At 58.6% G+C, this 19,504-nt stretch carries 11 protein-coding genes and 1 pseudogene; 9 read left to right on the forward strand and 3 right to left on the reverse strand.

The genetic code is table 11. The features are described 5' to 3' along the window. Positions 1-16: 16 nt before the first annotated feature. The 6 genes from LZG00_03090 to LZG00_03115 all read left to right on the forward strand — a co-directional run bounded on the left by LZG00_03090 (position 17) and on the right by LZG00_03115 (position 8,995). On the forward strand, positions 17-1,600 hold the full coding sequence (locus tag LZG00_03090) for an ABC transporter substrate-binding protein (protein MCF3592979.1): 1,584 nt from the start codon (positions 17-19) through the stop codon (positions 1,598-1,600). Between the two features lies 1 nt (position 1,601). Beyond that, a complete protein-coding gene (locus LZG00_03095) occupies positions 1,602-2,558 on the forward strand; it encodes an ABC transporter permease (protein ID MCF3592980.1) in 957 nt (318 codons plus the stop codon). Further along, a complete protein-coding gene (locus tag LZG00_03100) occupies positions 2,558-3,373 on the forward strand; it encodes an ABC transporter permease (protein ID MCF3592981.1) in 816 nt (271 codons plus the stop codon). The genes LZG00_03095 and LZG00_03100 overlap by 1 nt, the downstream gene beginning before the upstream one ends. Continuing rightward, complete coding sequence (locus tag LZG00_03105; GenBank protein ID MCF3592982.1) at positions 3,370-5,007, forward strand: ABC transporter ATP-binding protein; 1,638 nt, start codon at positions 3,370-3,372, stop codon at positions 5,005-5,007. Before LZG00_03100 ends, LZG00_03105 begins: the two co-directional genes overlap by 4 nt. 331 nt (positions 5,008-5,338) lie before the next feature. Continuing rightward, a complete protein-coding gene (locus tag LZG00_03110) occupies positions 5,339-8,023 on the forward strand; it encodes a bifunctional acetate--CoA ligase family protein/GNAT family N-acetyltransferase (GenBank protein ID MCF3592983.1) in 2,685 nt (894 codons plus the stop codon). A gap of 54 nt (positions 8,024-8,077) precedes the next feature. After that, positions 8,078-8,995 (forward strand): histone deacetylase family protein, encoded by a 918-nt coding sequence (locus tag LZG00_03115; GenBank protein ID MCF3592984.1) that lies wholly within the window; start codon positions 8,078-8,080, stop codon positions 8,993-8,995. Positions 8,996-9,257: 262 nt separating this feature from the next. On the opposite strand, the gene LZG00_03120 is transcribed toward LZG00_03115, so the two are convergent. Continuing rightward, entirely contained in the window at positions 9,258-9,953 is a 696-nt protein-coding gene (locus tag LZG00_03120) for a DUF1236 domain-containing protein (GenBank protein MCF3592985.1), read from the reverse strand. Between the two features lie 337 nt (positions 9,954-10,290). Next, positions 10,291-11,700, reverse strand: a complete 1,410-nt coding sequence (locus LZG00_03125) for a 2-isopropylmalate synthase (GenBank protein MCF3592986.1) — start codon at positions 11,698-11,700, stop codon at positions 10,291-10,293. Between the two features lie 156 nt (positions 11,701-11,856). Between LZG00_03125 and LZG00_03130 the strand changes: the two genes are divergently transcribed. Next, entirely contained in the window at positions 11,857-13,518 is a 1,662-nt protein-coding gene (locus LZG00_03130) for an NAD+ synthase (GenBank protein MCF3592987.1), read from the forward strand. Positions 13,519-13,541: 23 nt separating this feature from the next. Continuing rightward, entirely contained in the window at positions 13,542-14,378 is an 837-nt protein-coding gene (locus tag LZG00_03135) for an alkaline phosphatase family protein (protein ID MCF3592988.1), read from the forward strand. A gap of 8 nt (positions 14,379-14,386) precedes the next feature. Here the strand turns inward: LZG00_03135 and LZG00_03140 are convergent. Then, positions 14,387-15,427: pseudogene (locus LZG00_03140) on the reverse strand (proline racemase family protein). A 276-nt stretch (positions 15,428-15,703) separates the two neighbouring features. Between LZG00_03140 and LZG00_03145 the strand changes: the two are divergent. Further along, positions 15,704-19,462: an Ig-like domain-containing protein gene (locus LZG00_03145; GenBank protein MCF3592989.1), complete on the forward strand. Its 3,759-nt coding sequence runs from the start codon at positions 15,704-15,706 to the stop codon at positions 19,460-19,462. The last annotated feature ends 42 nt before the right edge of the window (positions 19,463-19,504 follow it).

The raw sequence follows: 19,504 nt of genomic DNA on the forward strand, positions 1-19,504 counted from the left end.
CAATAGGGAGAACGACATGTCCGATCAACTCGACTATCTCAAGGTGCGTGCTGCTATGGGGCGGATTTCGCGACGCGAATTCCTTGGCCGGGCGGCGGTGCTGGGTGTGGGGGCTGCGATGGCCAACACGATTCTGGCCCAAGCCGTGCGGGCTGCAGGGCCGCAAAAAGGCGGCACGATCTCGGCTGGCGTAGAAGGGGGCAGTTCATCGGACAGCCTTGATCCGGCGCTGTCGACCAACAATGCGACGACGATGGTGCTGCGGCTCTGGGGTGAGCCTCTGGTTGAGCTTAGCGCGAACGGCGGACTGGAAGGGCGTATCGCCGAGAGCTGGTCTGGTTCGGCTGATGCCAGCGTTTGGACCTTCAAGATTCGCAAGGATGTGACCTTCTCGAACGGTAAGACGGTCACCGCCGAAGATGTTATGGCGACGATGGAGCGCCATTCGGGCGAAGATACCAAATCGGGTGCATTGGGGATCATGCGCGGCATCAAGGCGATGCGGGCCGAGGGCGATGATTTTATCGTTGAGCTGTCTGAACCGAATGCTGACTTGCCTTATCTCATGACCGACTATCATCTGATGATTCAGCCCAATGGCGGAAAGGACGACCCGTCGGCGATGATCGGGACCGGGCCATATAAAGTCACCAGCATGGATATGGGCGTGCGCTTTGTCGGCGAGAAATACGCCGATCATTGGGATGGCAGCCATGGCCATGCCGACATGATCGAATTGCTGCTGATCAACGATGACACTGCGCGCGTCGCGGCGTTGCAGTCGGGTCAGGTGCATATGATCAGCCGGGTGCCGCCGCGCACCGCGGGTCTGATTTCGCGCTCGCCCAATATCGACGTGCATTCCAAGAGCGGGCCGGGGCATTACGTGTTCATCGCCCATTGCAACACCGCACCGTTTGACAACAACGACGTGCGCATGGCGTTGAAATACGGGATCAACCGGCAGGAGATGGTCGACAAAATTCTGTTCGGCTATGGTTCGGTTGGCAATGACACACCGATCAACGCGTCTTATCCGCTGTTCACCGAAGCGGAGCAGCGCACGTATGATCCAGACAAAGCTGCGCATCACATGAAAAAATCGGGTTATGACGGTCCGATTTTGCTACGCACTTCGGACAATTCGTTTCCCGGTGCGCCGGATGCGTCGGCGTTGTTCCAGCAATCGTGCAAGGCGGCGGGGATCAACCTGGAAATCAAGCGTGAGCCCAATGATGGGTATTGGTCGGAAGTCTGGAACAAACAGCCGTTCTGCACCAGCTATTGGAGCGGACGCCCGGTGCAGGACCAGATGTTTTCGACTGCATATCTGAGCACGGCGGACTGGAACGACACGCGATTCAGCAATGAGAAGTTCGACCAGCTATTGATTGCGGCGCGTGCCGAGTTGGACGAGACAAAGCGCAAGCAGATGTATGCCGACATGAGTACTATCGTGCGTGATGAAGGCGGGTTGATCTGTCCGATGTTCAACGACTTTGTTGATGGCGTTGCCACCAATATTGGCGGATGGGAGGAGACCGCGGGCTTCGGCGTGATGAACCTTTATGGTCCGGTCAAGACTTGGATCACCGCATAAGATGGGCGTTGCCCTGAAATTGGTGGCCCAGCGTCTTGCGCTGGGCCTTTTGCTCATGCTTCTCGTCTCAATCCTTATTTTTGCAGGGACGATTATTCTGCCCGGCGACGTGGCGCAGAGTATTTTGGGGCAATCGGCCACGCCCGAGGCGTTGGCCAATCTGCGCGAGGAACTGGGGCTGAACGAGCCTGCGGTGAGCCGGTATTTCAGTTGGCTGGGCGGTGTGTTGCAAGGCGATCTTGGAACGGCGCTGACCAGTGGGCAGGATATCGCGTCAAGCATCGGTTCGCGCCTTTCCAATACGCTTTTCCTTGCGATGTGGGCGGCGGTGATTTCGGTGCCGCTGGCGATTTTTCTCGGGCTTTTGGCGGTGCGGTATCGTGACCGGTGGCCTGACAAGCTTATTTCCGGGGTGACGTTGGCGTCGATCTCTATTCCCGAGTTCCTGATCGGCTATCTGTTGATGTATTATATCGGCGTCAAGCTGCGCTGGGCGCCGACGGTGTCGATGATTTATGACAGCATGAGCCTTGGTCAAAAGCTTCAGGCGATTGCGCTGCCGGTGGCGGTTCTGACGCTGGTGGTGTTGGCGCATATGATGCGGATGACACGCGCCGCGATCCTGAATGTGATGCAATCGGCCTATATTGAGACGGCGGAGCTTAAAGGGCTGACGATGTTCAAGGTCATCTGGCGCCATGCGTTTCCCAATTCGATCTCGCCGATTGTGAACGTTGTGATGCTGAACCTTGCCTATCTGGTGGTCGGGGTCGTGGTGGTCGAGGTGGTGTTTACCTATCCGGGGATGGGTCAATATCTGGTCGATCATGTGAGCAAGCGCGATTTGCCGGTGGTGCAGGCCTGTGGGCTGATCTTTGCCGCCGTGTATATCGGGCTGAATATGGTGGCTGATATCGTGGCCATTCTGGCGAACCCACGTTTGAGGCATCCGAAATGATGAAGAACATTCCCCTTGCCGCGATGATCGGGCTGTTTTTCACGGCTCTCTATTTTCTGATCGCCATTTTCGCCGATTTGATCGCGCCTTATGGCATGGCCGAAGTGGTTGGCGATGTCTGGGAAGCGCCAAGCGCCGAGCATTGGCTGGGCACGGATAACATCGGCCGCGATCTGCTGACGCGGATGATTTATGGCGGGCAGACGACGATCTTCATCGCCACGGTGGCGACGATCATATCCTTTACCACGGGGTCGGTTCTGGGCCTGTTGGCGGCGGTGATCGGGGGGTGGGTCGATCAGTTGATTTCGCGGTTTGTCGATCTGATGATGTCGATCCCGACGCTGATTCTGGCACTGGTGATTCTGTCGGTGACGCCGGTCACGATCACGGTTCTTGTGCTGGTGATGGGGTTGCTTGATTCTACACGGGTTTACCGGCTGGCGCGGGCTGTGGCGGTGGATATCAACGTGATGGATTATGTCGAGGCTGCCAAGCTGCGCGGGGAAGGGCGGGTCTGGATCGTCTTTCGTGAAATCCTGCCGAATGCGCTGTCTCCGCTGGTGGCGGAAATGGGGCTGCGTTTCATCTTTGCGGTGCTGTTCATTTCGACGTTGTCGTTTCTTGGGCTGGGTGTGCAACCGCCAATGGCCGATTGGGGCGGGATCGTGAAAGAGAACAAGGACGGCATCATTTACGGTTATGGATCGGCGCTTTGGCCCGCTGTGGCGATTGCGACGCTGGCGATCAGCGTGAATCTGGTCGCGGATTGGGTGTTGAACCGGACCACCAGTTTGAAAGGGGGCCGGGGATGAGCGAACCTTTAGTCAAAGTGCGTGGCCTCAAGATCGGGGCGACGGTTTATCCGCCCGGAGAGAAGCCGCATCCGATCGAGATTGTGCATGGTGTGGATTTCGACCTGGAAGCGGGCAAGGTTCTGGGCCTGATCGGTGAGAGCGGCGCGGGAAAGTCGACGATTGGCTTGGCTACGATGGCCTATGGGCGCGGCGGTGTTGAGATCACCGGCGGCGAGGTTTGGGTCAATGGGCGCGATATCCTGAAATCAGGTTTGCGCGATGTGCGTCGGCTGCGCGGTGGTGAGGTGACCTATGTCAGCCAGTCGGCTGCGGCCAGTTTCAACCCGGCCAAGAAGATCATGGAACAGGTGATCGAGGCGACGCTGGAACACGGCAAGTTCAGCCGCAAGGAGGCCGAGGCGCGGGCGGTGGAGCTGTTTGACAAGCTGGGCTTGCCGAACCCCGAGACCATCGGAAACCGCTATCCGCATCAGGTGTCGGGTGGGCAGTTGCAACGCTGTATGACCGCGCTGGCGTTGTGCCCTGAACCTGATCTGGTGGTGTTTGACGAGCCGACGACGGCGCTGGATGTGACGACGCAAATTGATGTGTTGAAGGCGATCAAGGCAGCCATTCGCGACACCGGAGTGGCGGCGCTCTATATCACCCACGATCTGGCGGTGGTGGCGCAGGTCAGCGACGACATCATGGTGCTGAAGATGGGCGACATGGTGGAATACGGGCCGGTTGATCAGATCATCAACCACCCGCAGGAGGAATACACCCAGGCGCTGGTTTCGGTGCGTTCGATCCGGCATGAAGAAAAGCTTCCGACAGCCGAGCCGGTGTTGAAGGTTGAAAATATCACGGCGCGGTATCGCGGCACCAAGTTTGACGTGCTGCATGATGTGAATGTCGAGCTGCATCCGGGGCAGACGCTGGCCGTGGTGGGCGAAAGCGGATCGGGTAAATCGACGCTGGCACGGGTGATCACCGGGTTGTTGCCGCCAAGCGACGGGCGGATCGAATTTGCCGGGCGCGAGCTTTCCGGGGATCTGGAAAACCGCAGCCGCGAAGATCTGCGCGAAATGCAGATGATCTATCAGATGGCCGATACGGCGATGAACCCGCGCCAGACGGTGGGAACCATCATCGGGCGACCATTGGAGTTTTATTTCGGCCTGAAGGGGCGCGAAAAGCGCAAGCGGATTGCGGAACTTCTGGAAGATATTGAGATGGGGGACGGGTTTATTGACCGTTACCCGGCCGAGCTTTCTGGTGGGCAAAAACAGCGGGTTTGCATAGCGCGTTCGCTTGCGGCCAAACCCAAGCTCATCATTTGTGACGAGGTGACGAGCGCGCTTGATCCGCTGGTGGCGGATGGCATTCTGAAGCTGCTGCTCAATCTGCAAAAGCGCGAGGATGTGGCATATCTGTTCATCACCCATGATCTAGCGACGGTGAAGGCCATCGCCGACAGTATCGCGGTGATGTATCAGGGCAAGGTGGTGCGCTATGGCACGAAATCCGAAGTACTGTCCCCGCCGTTTGACGATTATACCGATCTGCTGTTGTCTTCGGTGCCTGAATTGAAACTTGGGTGGCTGGAAGAGGTGATTGCGCATCGCAAGATGGAAAGCGCAGGAAACTGATTTCGGGTGCAGCGGGGCGGCTTTCGTAGGGGAGATCGCGGTGCCGATGCTGCTTGCGTACGTGATTCCACTATCGTGTGATATGGCGTTTCGAAATCGCCGGGTGGCGGTATTTGAAATGTCATTTGGAGGATCGATTTTGAGCCTTTTGAGCATCAGAAGCCGCCGGAACGTGCGAAACCCGCCGATTATGCTGCAAGTGCACAATAATTAAATACTTGTTAAATAACGACTAAATGTTGACGCTGCGGAAACACCCCATTTTTCGCCAGTTCACTTTGCAGGTGCAGCATGATAGTGTTTCTCCGATTAGCGAAGAAAAGGTCTGACCATGTTCAAGAGCCCTCTGGACACATTATTCAACCCAACTGGTGTTGCGATTTATGGCGCCAGTGAAAGCGCCACGAGCGTTGGCTCGAAAGTGCATTCCAACCTGTTGGCGGGCGCATTCGCCGGGCCGATTGTGCCGATCAACCCGAAGTATGAATCGGTGCGCGGGCAAAAGTGCTATGGCAAGATTGCTGATGTGGCCGAGAAGATTGATCTCGCGGTGATCGCGACCCCTGCCAAGACGATTCCGGGAATTATTCGCGAGTTGGGTGCGGCGGGCGTGGGCGCGGCCATCGTGCTTTCCGCCGGTTTTCGGGAGGCGGGCGAAGATGGGCAGCGGCTTGAAGCCGAACTGGCCGAGGTGGCGCGCAAGGCGGGGGTAAGGTTTCTTGGGCCGAACTGTGTCGGGTTGGTGCGGCCTTGGCTGGGTATGAACGCGACGTTCCTCAATTCTGATGCGCCGCAAGGGCGGTTGGCTGTGGTGTCGCAATCGGGTGCGCTGTGTTCGGCGATTGTTGATTGGGCGGGACCGCATCATGCGGGGTTTTCGGCCATCGTGTCGTTGGGCAATTCGAAAAATGTGGATTTCGGCGATGTGCTGCAATTCCTGTCAACCGACCCCAAGACCGACGCCATTTTGCTTTATGTTGAAGGCATCAACCATGCGCCGGGGTTTATCAGCGGGCTGCGCATCGCGGCGCGCTCAAAACCGGTGATCGTTCTGAAATCGGGGCGGCATGTGGCCAGCTCAAAAGCGGCGAACACCCATACCGGGGCTCTGATCGGGTCGGATGCGGTGTTTGAGGCGGCGCTGAAACGGTCGGGCGCTGTGCGTGCGAATACTTTTGGTCAGCTGTTCGCGGCGGCCGAGATCCTGAGTGCGCACAAGCGGATGGGCGGGAACCGGTTGGGAATCGTGACCAATGGTGGGGGTGCGGGGGTTCTGGCCGCTGACCGGGCAGGCGATCTGGATGTGGATGTGGCAGAACTGTCAGAGTCGACGGTTGAAACGCTCGACAGTATCCTGCCGCCGTATTGGAGCAAGAGCAATCCGGTGGATATTCTGGGCGATGCGAGCGCGGACAAATACGCCGCTGCTATCAAAGCCTGTCTGGACGACAAGAACCTTGATGGCGTGTTGGCGATGCTGACACCGCAAGCGATGACAGATGCGACCGCAGCGGCGCTGGCGGTGGTGGATGCGGTGCCGAAGCGCACCAAGAAGCCGGTTCTGGCCTGTTGGATGGGTGAAAGCTCGGTCGCGGAGGCGCGCCAAATTCTGAGCGGGGCGGGTATTCCCGATTTTATCACGCCGGAACGTGCGGTTGAGGCGTTTTCGTATCTGGCGCAGCATTACAAGCATCAGAAGCTGGCACTGGAAGTGCCGGGGCCGATGAACGGTGTGGATGAGTTGCCCGATGTGACCGGGGCGCGGATGATCATCCAAACTGCGCTGAGCGAAGGGCGCGACATGCTCAACGATATCGAGAGCAAGGCGATTTTGCGCACCTTCCAGATCCCGACCAATATGACGATCGAGGCGACAACTGCCAACGAGGCGCTGGTGGCGGCGGAGACAGTGGGTTTTCCCGTGGCGATGAAGATTTTGAGCCCGGATATCTCGCATAAGTCCGATGTTGGCGGTGTGAAGCTGGGCCTTTCAAGTGCGACGGAAGTGATGGCGGCGTATCGCCAGATCGTTGAGACCACAGCCGAGCTGCGCCCGGATGCCCGTATTACCGGCGTGACGGTCGAGCGGATGGCGCAGGTCGAAGATGCACGCGAATTGGTGGTCGGGGCGAGCCGTGATCCGGTGTTTGGCCCGGTCATCATGTTTGGCGCGGGCGGCACGATGGTTGAAATTCTGGGCGATCATGCTGTGGCGCTTCCCCCTCTGAGTGAGGTGCTGGCCAACCGATTGATTGACCGCACACGGGTTGCGCGCCTTCTGGAGGCGTTCCGGGATCGTCGCGCGGTCAAGCGTGAGGCAGTGGTTGATGTCTTGTTGCGGGTGTCGGACATGATCTGTGAATTGCCCGAAATTACCGAGCTTGATCTCAACCCGCTGTTTGCGGGGCCAGAAGGTGTAATGGCGGTGGATGCGCGGATCGTGATCAAGCGCCCGCCGAGCAAAGACGGCCCCTATGATCACATGGCGATCCATCCCTATCCACGGCAGTTGGTGCAGACGTCGCATCTGGGGGACGGGCAGATTTTGACGATCCGCCCGATTCGACCCGAGGATGCCGAAAGCGAACAGAAATTCGTGCGCGATCTGTCACCACAGGCCAAACGCTTTCGCTTCATGGGGACGGTGAATGAGCTGTCGCCCGAGATGCTGGCGCGGTTTACCCAGATTGATTATCGCACCGAAATGGCGCTTGTCGCCTTCGTGGGTGAGCCGGGGGCGCAGGTGCAGATGGGTGTGGCGCGCTATATCATCAATCCGGATCGGCGCAGCTGTGAGTTTGCCATCGTGATCAGCGACAAGTTGCAACAGCAGGGCATTGGCACGCGTTTGATGAAGGCGCTGATGGATGCGGCGCGGGATCGAGGGCTGACGGTGATCGAGGGAACGGTGCTGCGCGAGAATGAGCCGATGCTGAAATTAATGGAAGAATTGGGTTTTTCCATTGCACAAGCGCCGGAGGAGCGCGACATCATGGAGGTGGAACGCGAGTTGTAGGCGGTACCGGGAAGTTAGCTCCTCCCGACAGCGTCTGTTGAGGAGGAGAAGTGCATGCTGGCCTATATCACCCACCCTGATTGTATGGAGCATGATGCGGGGTATTTGCACCCCGATCAGCCCGAGCGGCTTTCGGCGATTGATAATCAGTTGATCATGTCGGGCCTCGATTTCGTGGTGCGCACCTATGATGCGCCGCTGGTCACGCGCGCCGAGTTGGAGCGAGTGCATGACGCGGCCTATCTTGACCGGGTGTATGCGTTGGCGCCGTTGGATGGGTCGGTGGCGGTTGACGGCGATACGATGATGTCGCCCGGCACGTTGCGTGCCGCCGAGCGGGCGGCGGGGGCCGGGGTTCTGGGTGTTGATCTGATCATGAAGGGCGAGGCGCATGCCGGGTTTTGCGCGATCCGCCCGCCGGGGCATCACGCCGAGCACGACAAGGCGATGGGGTTTTGCCTGTTCGACAATATCGCGGTGGCAGCGGCGCATGCGCTGGAGGCTTATGGGCTGTCGCGTGTCGCCATCGTGGATTTCGATGTGCATCACGGCAATGGCACCGAGGATATCTTTCGCAATGAGCCGAGGGTGCTGTTCTGCTCTTCGTTCCAGCATCCGTTTTATCCGTTTACCGGGCATGAGAAAGAGACCGGCAATCTGGTTGATGTGCCGTTGTCGGCGGGGGCCGGGGGCGAGGAGTTTCGCGCGGCGGTGAGCGAGCATTGGCTGCCCGCTCTGGAGGCGTTCAAGCCGGAGTTTGTGTTTATCTCAGCCGGGTTTGATGCCCATGTGGCCGATGACATGTCGCATCTGGCATTGAACGATAATGACTATCGCTGGGTGACAGAGAAGCTGTTGGAGGTGGCGCGCAAGCATTCTGGTGGGCGTGTCTTGTCGATGCTGGAGGGCGGGTATGAGCCGTCTGTATTAGCGCGCAGCGTGGTGGCGCATATTAATGTGTTGATCGGGTAAATTGCGCGATTGTGACGATAGAGCCGGTTGGTGGTCCGAAAACGCTCTCTGAGTATTGGGGCAAGGTGTAAGGATTGCAGAGTGTGTGCATTTCTTGGTCAAACCGCAATACGGTAGCTCGCGTCTGTTTGCGTGGGGCACGGCGAGCAGCTTGATGGCGTTGCTGTATGTTGCGGTAAGCGGCCAAGCTGGACCAGTGTTTGGTAAATGCAGACCCGAAGGAAATCTCCTTCGGGTCTGCAAAGTTCAGTTTGGATAATGGTTAGCGAATAATGCGAACGATGGTGTTGGTTTTGGCGTCCACGATCACCGTTTGACCATTCACGTTCAGATAGCGGTATTCCGACTGTGGTAGTTCATACGTCGGAACAGTTGTCGGAACACCTGCACCCACCACCACTTCGCCATCCAAATAGATGGTTTCTACCGGGTTGGAGGTGACATAGGTGATTGTCTCCTGCGCAGGTTCAGCAACCGCCGAGCCAGCGGCCCCACCCAAGATGCCGCCTGCGATGATGCCACCAATCGGTCCACCAACGGCAACACCTGCCAACACACCCAGACTTGCGCCGACTGCGGCACCTTCACGCTGGTTTTCCAACGTGCCTTCAGCGTCCTCATAGGTGACCGAATTGACCTCGACATTTGCGGGTCGTGTTGTCAGAGCAATTGCTTGCTCGTCCACATTTACGGCCAGATAGTCGGAGCTTGACCAGCCCACAATCTCACCAAATTTTACTTGGCACCAAGGCTTGGTCTCCAAACAGCCTTCAACCATGGTTGTTTCGCCGCCGGGGATGACACCGACGACGGCATGATGCGGCCCTGGGCCGGAGCGGATGTTCAAATCTGTCGCTGCAACCGCGTCAGTAGATTGCGCGTATGCGGGGATTGCGGTTGAAAACAGAAGGGCTGTGATCAGACTTGTTTGAACGCGTTTCGTAGTTGCGAGTTTCATAATAGACTTCCTTCATAGTGCTTTGCTCTTTCCGGTGACCGTGAGCCATGTGGTCATCACTTTCCTCCACCGGGGAGCGGCGAAAGTGTAACGCAGGCATCCTCGACTTGGTTCCTGTTATCAAATAGCAAGGAGTTAAGTGATTGATATATATGATTTGTTATGATTTTATTTTGAAGGGACGGTGACGATTTATGATCCGCCAATCAGCAGCGCCGCTTAGAGGGTTATGGATTGCAGTGCCGGAAACTACGGACGTTGGTTCGCGAAAGCATCGTCATGCGACGCAGCCGGGCACGCATTTGGTGGTGGGTCAAAGTTTTGAGAAAACCCGCTGTCAGTTATCGGTAAGCGCGCCATTTTCCCAGGTGCCGCTTTCCGTGCCGCCATCGGCATAGATCATCTTGCCTGCCCCTTGGCGTTTGCCATTGAGGAAGGTGCCCTCGTAGACATCGCCGTTGGCGTAGGTGGCGACACCTTGGCCCGAGATCTCGCCGTTTTTCCATTCGCCGACATAGCGGAAGCCGTCGGGCATGGTGATTTCGCCAGTGCCGTGGCGCTGACCGGCGGCGAAATCGCCAGTGTAAATCGTGCCATCGGGATAGGTGGCCACGCCCTTGCCGTCACGCTGACCATCTTTCCATTCGCCTTCATAGCGGTAGCCATCGGCATAGGTCATGACACCCTGGCCGTGGTTCTTGGCGTTCTTGAAGCCGCCCTCGTAGGTGACCCCATTGGCGTAGGTGGCTTTGCCGATGCCTTCAATCACGCCCTTGACCCATTGGCCTTCGTAGGTTGAGCCGTCTGGATAGGTGATGATGCCGGTGCCATCGGCCTGATCGGCGCGGAACTGGCCCTTGTAGATCGACCCGTCGGGATAGGTGACTTCGCCCGAACCTTCGATTGAGCCTTGTATCCATGAGCCGACATAGCGGTAGCCATCGGCCCCGGTAAAGGTGCCCATGCCTTCGCGTTTATCGTCCTTGAAGTCGCCCTCGTAGGTGTCGCCATTGGCGTAGGTTACGTGGCCTTTGCCTTCGCGCCGTCCGGCGACAAGCTGGCCTTTGTAAACATCGCCATTGGGTTGGGTGAGCGTGCCGGTGCCGTTGATCTGCCCGTCTTTCCAGAGGCCGGTATAGACGAGGCCATCGGGCATGATGAGCTTGCCGGTGCCTTCGCGCGCGCCTTTGACGATCTGGCCGTCATAGATCGCGCCATCGGGGTAGGTGATGGTGCCAATGCCGTCTTTGACGCCGTTGACCCAATCACCTTCGTAGGAATAGCCGCCGGGAGATCGCATGGTGCCTTTGCCGTGGTGCATGGCGTTGCGAAAGCCGCCTTCGTAGCTGACGCCATTGGCATAGGTCGCGACGCCGTTGCCCAGGATTTTGCCCTCAACCCAGTCGCCCTCGTAGGTGCCGCCATCGGAAAACACGATCTTGCCGAATCCGTGCGGCTTGCCCTTGGCGAATTCGCCCTCGTAGATTGAGCCGTTGGGGAAGCGTGCAGTGCCTTTGCCCTTGATCTCGCCTTCGACCCATTCGCCGGAATATTCATAACCGTTGGGCAGTTTGTAAGTGCCCTGGCCGTGTTGCAGCCCGTTTTTGAACGTGCCCTCATAGACACCGCCATCATCATATTGCTTGGTCTGCGGCTGGCCGTCTTGTGCGAGAGCGGGCAAGGCGGGCAGGGTTGCGAGCAGTGCGATGGCCGTGCTGGCCAGCAGAGTTCTGAGCGGTGTCGACATGAATAATTTGGCTCCCTGTTCGCCCCGCGCGTCGGCGGGAGTCGGGGAAATCTAGGGCAGGGGGCGCGGGCAGGCAACGGGATTATGGCCAAATCGGCTTTCCCTTGCCTGCCTATCTGCTAAATCTGAGCGTGGCTGCGAAGAGGAACGCGATTAATGGGTGACAGATTTCGGCTGACATTGGCGCAGCTTAACCCCACGGTGGGCGATATTGAGGGCAATGCCGCATTGGCGCGCAAGGCCTGGGAAGAGGCGCGCGCGGCGGGGGCCGATATGGTGGCGCTGCCCGAGATGTTCATCACCGGTTACAATACCCAGGATCTGGTGATGAAACCGGTGTTTCATCAGGCGGCGATTGCGGCGGCAGAGGCATTGGCCAAGGATTGCGCCGATGGTCCGGCGTTGGGGATTGGCGGGCCGGCGCTGAACGGGGCGTTGCTGCACAATGCCTATTATATCTGCAAAGGTGGTGAGATTTCCGCCAGCGTTTTGAAGCACCATCTGCCCAATGAGACGGTGTTTGACGAGGAGCGGATATTTGCCAGCGGGATGCTGGGCGGGCCTTATTCGGTGGGCGATGTGCGCATCGGAACGCCAATCTGCGAGGATGCCTGGCACGAAGATGTGGCCGAGACGCTGGCCGAGACGGGGGCAGAGATTCTGTTGGTTCCCAATGGCTCGCCCTATTATCGCAACAAGTTTGATACGCGCGCCAACATGATGGTGGCGCGGGTGATCGAGACGGGATTGCCGCTGATCTATCTCAATATGGTCGGCGGTCAGGATGATCAGGTGTTTGACGGTGGCACCTTTGTTTTGAACCCGCATGGCGAGTTGGTGGTGCAACTGCCGGTGTTTGATGAGTGCATCGCGCATGTGGATTTTCTGCGTGACGAGGCTGGTTGGCATGCCGAGCCGGGGCAAATGGCGCATATGCCGGATGAATGGGAGCAGGATTACCGCGCTATGGTCGAATCCTTGCGTGATTACATGCGCAAGACCGGGTTCAAGAAGGTTCTGCTGGGTCTGTCGGGGGGAATCGATTCGGCGATTGTGGCTGTAATTGCGGCGGATGCGCTGGGCCCGGAAAATGTGCGCTGTGTGATGTTGCCATCGGAATATACTTCGGAAGGGTCGCTGGATGATGCCAAGGCGATCGCCGAGGCGTTGGGGTGTCGTTATGATTTTGTGCCGATTGCGCAGGGGCGCGCGGCGATTACCGAAACATTGGCACCGCTCTTTGAGGGGACAGAGCCGGATGTGACCGAGGAAAATATCCAGTCGCGGTTGCGTGGGCTGCTGTTGATGGCGATGAGCAACAAGTTTGGTGAGATGCTGTTGACCACGGGCAACAAGAGCGAGGTCGCGGTGGGCTATGCCACGATCTATGGCGATATGGCGGGGGGCTATAACCCGATCAAGGATCTCTACAAGACCCGCGTGTTCGAGACTTGCCGGTGGCGCAATGCCAATCATCGCCCGGATTGGATGATGGGGCCGGAAGGTGAGGTTATTCCGCCGCGGGTGATCGACAAGCCGCCCAGTGCGGAGTTGCGCGAAGATCAGAAGGATGAGGATTCTCTGCCACCTTATGAGGTGTTGGATGGGATTCTGGAACTGTTGGTGGACCGCGATGCCAGCGTCGCGGATTGTGTGGCGGCGGGGTATGAGCGCGAGGTCGTCAAGCGGGTCGAGCATCTGCTGTTTATCAGTGAATACAAACGCTTTCAGTCAGCACCGGGAACGCGGCTGACCAAGGGCGCGTTTTGGCTTGATCGGCGCTATCCGATTGTGAACCGTTGGCGCGATAACGGCTAGGGTGTGAGGGAGTGGTGATCGGAATGGATGGTAAGCTGCTTTTGATTATTCTGGACGGGGTGCCTTTGCGCAATTTCACCCGGCTGTTTGGCAATCTTGAAGGCTGGGTGGAAAGCGGCGAGGCGCAGCGATTTGTGCATCGCGCGGTGCTGCCGTCGATTTCGGCGTCGTGTTATGCGTCGATTCACACCGGGGTCAACCCGCAGGTGCATGGCTGTACCGGCAATGGCAATGTGTTTCGCCTGTCGCAGCCCGATATCTTCAGCGAGGTGCGCCGCGCGGGCGGTATCACCGGGGCGGTGGCGCATTCGTTCTGGAGCCAGTTCTTCAATCGCCATCCGTTCGATTACGTGCGCGACGTGGAATATGACGAACCGGAGAGCGACACCATCAACCATGGGCGGTTTCACACGATGACGGGGTATGGCCATGCCAACCAGATGACGCCGTCGGATGTTGATCTGTTCGCCACGCTGACCAATCTGTGCCTGAACAAGGGGCTGAATTACGGGATGCTGCACACCTGTACGCTGGACAGCATGGGGCATCGGTTTTTCCATGAGAGCCAGGAGATGGATCACGCCTGTTTCGTGATGGACGAGATGCTGGCGCCATTTATTCCGCAATGGCGGGCGGCGGGTTATGAGGTGATTGTGACTGCCGATCATGGTCAGGATGAGCGCGGCCATCATGGCGGGAAGAGCGATCTGCAACAGCTCACTGCGCTGTATTATTTTGGCGAGGGGCGCGGGCCGGAGCACGACAGCGAGATCAACCAGTTGCAACTGGCACCGACGATCTTGAGCCGGTTGGGTGTGCCTGTGCCCGAGACGATGCGGGGCGAGGTGTTTCTGGCGTAACGGCGGGATCAGGCCCAGATATCGGACATGGTAAAGCCGCCGCCCATCGGATCGGAGGGGTCGATCACGTAGTTGGCGAAACCGGTGATCCAGGCCTGCCCCGAGAGCGTGGGGATGATGGCGTCATAAGGGCCGATGCGCGTGGTCTCGACGATGCGGCCGGTGAAGGTCGTGCCGAGCGGGCCTTCGTTGATGTAATCCACGCCGATGCCAAGCTGTCCGCGGGCGTGCAACACGGCCATCTTGGCGCAGGTTCCGGTGCCGCAGGGAGAGCGGTCGAGCACGCCGGTGAGAGCATGGGGTTTGGCGGGGTTGAACGCGCCGGACGATACGGTGACAGCGGATTTGCCGTGAGCATGAGGCAGGCCGGCGGGGCCAGTGAGCTGTGAGATGGTAGGTCCGGTGAGGCCGGGATTGTCGGGGTGTGAGACGTGCAGTTGCTCGGAGGCGGCGTGGCGCAAGGCTTCGCTGATTCGCACCATGTCGGCGCCGGTGTCAGGGGCGATTTCAAGGCCGAACTGGGCCGCCTCGGCGATGACATAGAACATCCCGCCCCAGGCGATATCGACGCGCGCCGTGCCCAAGCCCGGCACTTAGAGGGGCGCCGCGAGATGCAGTGCAAAGCCGGGCACGTTGCGAAAGGTCACACGGGTGACCTTGCCATCGGCGCAATCGGCGCGGATTGAGACCAGACCGGCAGGGCTTTCCAGCACGAATTCGGTGACCGGTTCGACCATCGGCAGCAGGCCGGTTTCCAGAAGCACGGTGGCGGTGCAGATCGTGTTGGAGCCCGACATCGGGGGGTATTCGGTCTGCTCCATGATGATGAACCCGGCGTCGGCCGCCGGATCGCAGGGCGGCACCAGAGCATTGCAGCAAAGTGCGGGGTATCCACGCGGCTCGCGCAGCATCGAGAGGCGGATATCGTCGCGATTGGCTTGCAGCCAGCGCATCTTTTCGTAGACCGAGGCGCCGGGAATATGCGGCAGACCGGCGGTGATGACCCGGCCCGGTTCACCTTCGGCATGGGCATCCACTGCTGTAGTCATGGTTGAAAACCGCATTTTTCACTCTCCCATAAAAGTGGTTTTATAATGGCCTTTTTGCCGAAAGTTGATCCATCAAACGCATTACGTAAACTGCGAAAAACCCCTGCAAATCTGCGGCAACGTTGCATAACCACCACTAAATATTGGAAAAAATACATCATTTTGAAGGCATTGCGAAAAAAGGCACTAGTCGGGCGAATCGGTTTTCTGTATCTAGTTAACATCAGAAAAGCGGTGCGATTAAACGACACCGCGCATTGAGGCATAGGTGGTGTAATGAAACCGATCGGGTATGTCGTTCGCGATGGTGCGGGCGTGGTCAATCGTAGTGAAATTTTGGCAGATGGGTCGGTGACCCCCATTGCGGCTGGCGCCGGTCAGGAAGTTTCTCTCAATCTCAGGCAAAGCGATGTTCAGGGCTATCAGCGGTTGGGGAGCAATCTTCAGATCACGCTGAGCGATGGTCGCGTGGTCATGCTGGAGGATTTCTTCGGCGGTGCGGGCGAAAACGCACGGTTGTTTATTTCGGCAGATGGCTACATCAACGAGGTTGATCTGGTCGAGGGCGCGGATGGTGCGGTTTATGCGACCTATGGCGTGACCGAACAGTGGGGCAAATGGAGCCCGTCGGATCAGCTGATTTTCCTTGAAGGCACCGATGTGGCGCATGTGGCGGCTGCGGGTGACGACGAGGTGTCGATGCTGGGTGCCGGGCTGCTTGGCGGTTTGGGCGGCGGCGCAGGTTTGTTGGGCGCTGGGGCGGCAGTGGTTGGTGCCGGCGTGATTGGCGGCGTTGGCGGCGGCGGTGGTGCTGGTGCTGGTGGCGCTGGAACGCGCATTCCGCCGACCGTGGATCAAGAAAACACGTTGACCATTGGCGGCGATGATGTGTCCGAAGAAGATCAGACGATCTTGATTTCTGGCACTGCGGAACCTGGCTCGGAGGTGGTTGTCACTATCGGAGATGAGGAAATCGCAACCGCGTCAAATGAGGATGGCGTCTGGGAAGTGATCTTTGAAGGTGAAGATTTCCCCGAAGACGGCACCTATGATGTGGTCGTGGTCGTGACCGAAGATGATGACACCATTACTTCGCTGGAGGGTCCGAGTGTTGTGATCGACCTGACCGGGCCGGAGGTCACCTTTGTGGACGGCACCAAGTCGGTTGATGACATGACCAATGCGGTCGACCACGAGGACGGTGTTGAAATCGCCGGGACGGGCGAGGCCGGTGCGTCGATCGAGGTGACGGTTGATGGGACGATCCACGTTACCACGGTGGATGAAGACGGCAATTGGGGCGTTGTGTTTTCGCCCAGCGAACTGCCGGGCGGTGAGTATGAAACCGAAGTGACTGTGGTGTCGACCGACAGTTTCGGCAATTCGACCACGGTCACCGATATGGTGTTGATTGATACGCTTGCGAGCGTGAGCATCGACAGCGGTCAGGCGGGTGGTGATGATCTGATCAACGCAGCCGAGCAAGCTGCGGGTGTGACCCTGACGGGGACTGCCGAGGCAGGCTCGTCCGTAGTGGTGACGATGAATGGCGCGTCGCATACGGCGACGGCAGGGGCGGACGGCACCTGGAGTGTGGATTTTGCCAGTTCGGAAATTCCGACCGGTGAGCAGGACGTGACCGTGACAGCCGTGGCGACCGACATTTACGGCAACAGCGAGACCACGACGAGCACGCTGGCGATTGATACGATCAACGAGGTGACCTTTGACGCTTCGGCAGTTGGAGGCGACGGAATGGTCAATGCCGCTGAGCGCGCCGATGGTGTGACGCTGACTGGCACGACCCAACCGGGTTCGTCCGTAACGGTTGAGATGAACGGTGTCAGCCACACGGCGACGGTGGATGCGTCGGGCAATTGGAGCGTCGATCTTGCCGCCGGGGAAATCCCCGAGGGTGAGACCAACGCGACGGTCAATGTCAGCTCTGTCGATGCGGCGGGCAATGTGGCGACCACCAGCGGCAATGTTGTGATCGACACAATCACGGATGTGACCATCGACAGCGGTCAGGCGGGTGGTGATGATCTGATCAATGGTGCCGAGCAGGCTGCGGGCGTAACCCTGACAGGGACTGCCCAGGTCGGCTCGTCTGTTGTGGTGACGATGAATGGCGCGTCGCATACGACGACCGCAGGGGCAGACGGCACCTGGAGCGTGGACTTTGCCAGTTCGGAAATTCCGACCGGTGAGCAGAATGCGACCGTAACAGCCGTTGCAACGGATGCCATGGGCAACAGCGAGACTACGACGAGCACGCTGGAGATTGATACGATCAACCAGGTGACGTTCAATCAGACCGGGATCGAAACGGACGGCATCGTCAACGCGGTTGAGCGCGCCGATGGTGTGACGCTGACTGGTACGACCCAGCCGGGTTCGTCAGTGACGGTCGAGATGAACGGTGTCAGCCACGCGGCGACGGTGGATGCGTCAGGCAACTGGAGCGTCGATTTTGCCGCTGGGGAAATCCCCGAGGGTGAGTCCAACGCGGCAGTCAATGTCAGCTCTGTCGATGCGGCGGGCAACGTGGCGACCACTAGCGGCAATGTCGAGATTGATACGCTTGTGCGCAATTTCAACCTGACCGGTACACCCGGTGGGGCTGATGGCGTGATCAATGCGGCCGAGTCGGTTGGGGGCGCGACGCTGAGTGGCACAGTCGAGCCGGGATCGTCGGTGATGGTGCAAATGGGCAATGTCAGCCACGCGGCAGTCGTCGACAGCGCCGGGAATTGGACTGCGAATTTTGCCGCGGCAGATATACCGCAGGGCAATCATGCGCTGCCGATCACCGCGACGGCGACCGATGCGGCGGGCAATACCAGCGTTGTGAGCGGCAATGTGAATGTCGATACGGTGGTGGAAAATCTTGGCTTCAGCACCGCACCGATCGAGGGTGATGATGTCATCAACGCTGTCGAACGCGCCGATGGTGTGCCAGTCAATGGCACGGTCGAGCCGGGTTCAACCGTTCAGGTGACCATGGGCGGGGTGACCCAGACGGCGAGCGTGGATGCGAACGGCAACTGGAGCGCCAATTTCGCGGCATCAAGCATACCGCTGGGTGAATACGACACCGAGGTTCGCGTCGATGTCATCGATGCGGCGGGCAACCCTGACAGCATCAGCCAGACGGTGCGCGTTGATACGCTGGTTAATGCGCTGAGCAACAGCGCATCGGCAGTCGAGGGCGACAACGTCGTCAACGCAAGCGAAGCGCAGGACGGTTTTGTCCTGACCGGACAAGTCGAGCCGGGATCGGCCGTGATGGTTGATTTCGGTGGGTCAAGCGTTGCCGCGGTGGTTGATGGGGCTGGAAACTGGAGCGCCAACATTCCGGCCAGCGCCATCGCGAGCGGTGAATATACCGCCACGGCGACAATCCATGCGACTGATGCGGCGGGCAACACCGACAGCATCACGCGTGACATTGCGGTGGACACGGTTGTGCCGGATGGACCGGATGTGGCATCGTACACCCGTGATCATACCGGCATTCGCGCCATTTCCATCGACACTACGGACGATAGCGTAAGCATCAGCCAGGTGAATGGAGACGGGTCGATCACCGACTTGCAAGCCACGGGAGTGGATATACCGGTGTTGGGCGAGACCACCTTTGGGTTTGCTCCGACGATACCGGATGGATCGCATCTTGTGGTGTCGTCAAACGATGCGGCGGGCAATCTAAGCTCGACTTATCTGGTGCTTGATGAGTTCTCGACCAGCATGGTGAACATGGCGAACCCGAACCTCGGCGCGCTACAGATCGAAGCGATAGATCTGCAATTTGCCGAAGACAGTCAATTGACCATTACGGAAGCGCAACTTGTTGCATTGTCGGATAACTCGGACACGGTGACAGTGACGGGCGGATCGGATGATACGGTAACGATTGCCGGGGCAATCAAAACCGATGAAACGGTTGATGTGAACGGTCAAATGCATGACGTCTATACGCTGGGCGACACCGGCACATTGATCATTGATGACGACATCAACGTCGTAATCTAAGAACAATCTTCCGGGCGGGGGCATGTCCACGCACCTGCCCGA

This window comes from Rhodobacteraceae bacterium LMO-JJ12 (genome assembly GCA_021555075.1).
GTDB lineage: Bacteria > Pseudomonadota > Alphaproteobacteria > Rhodobacterales > Rhodobacteraceae > JAKGBX01.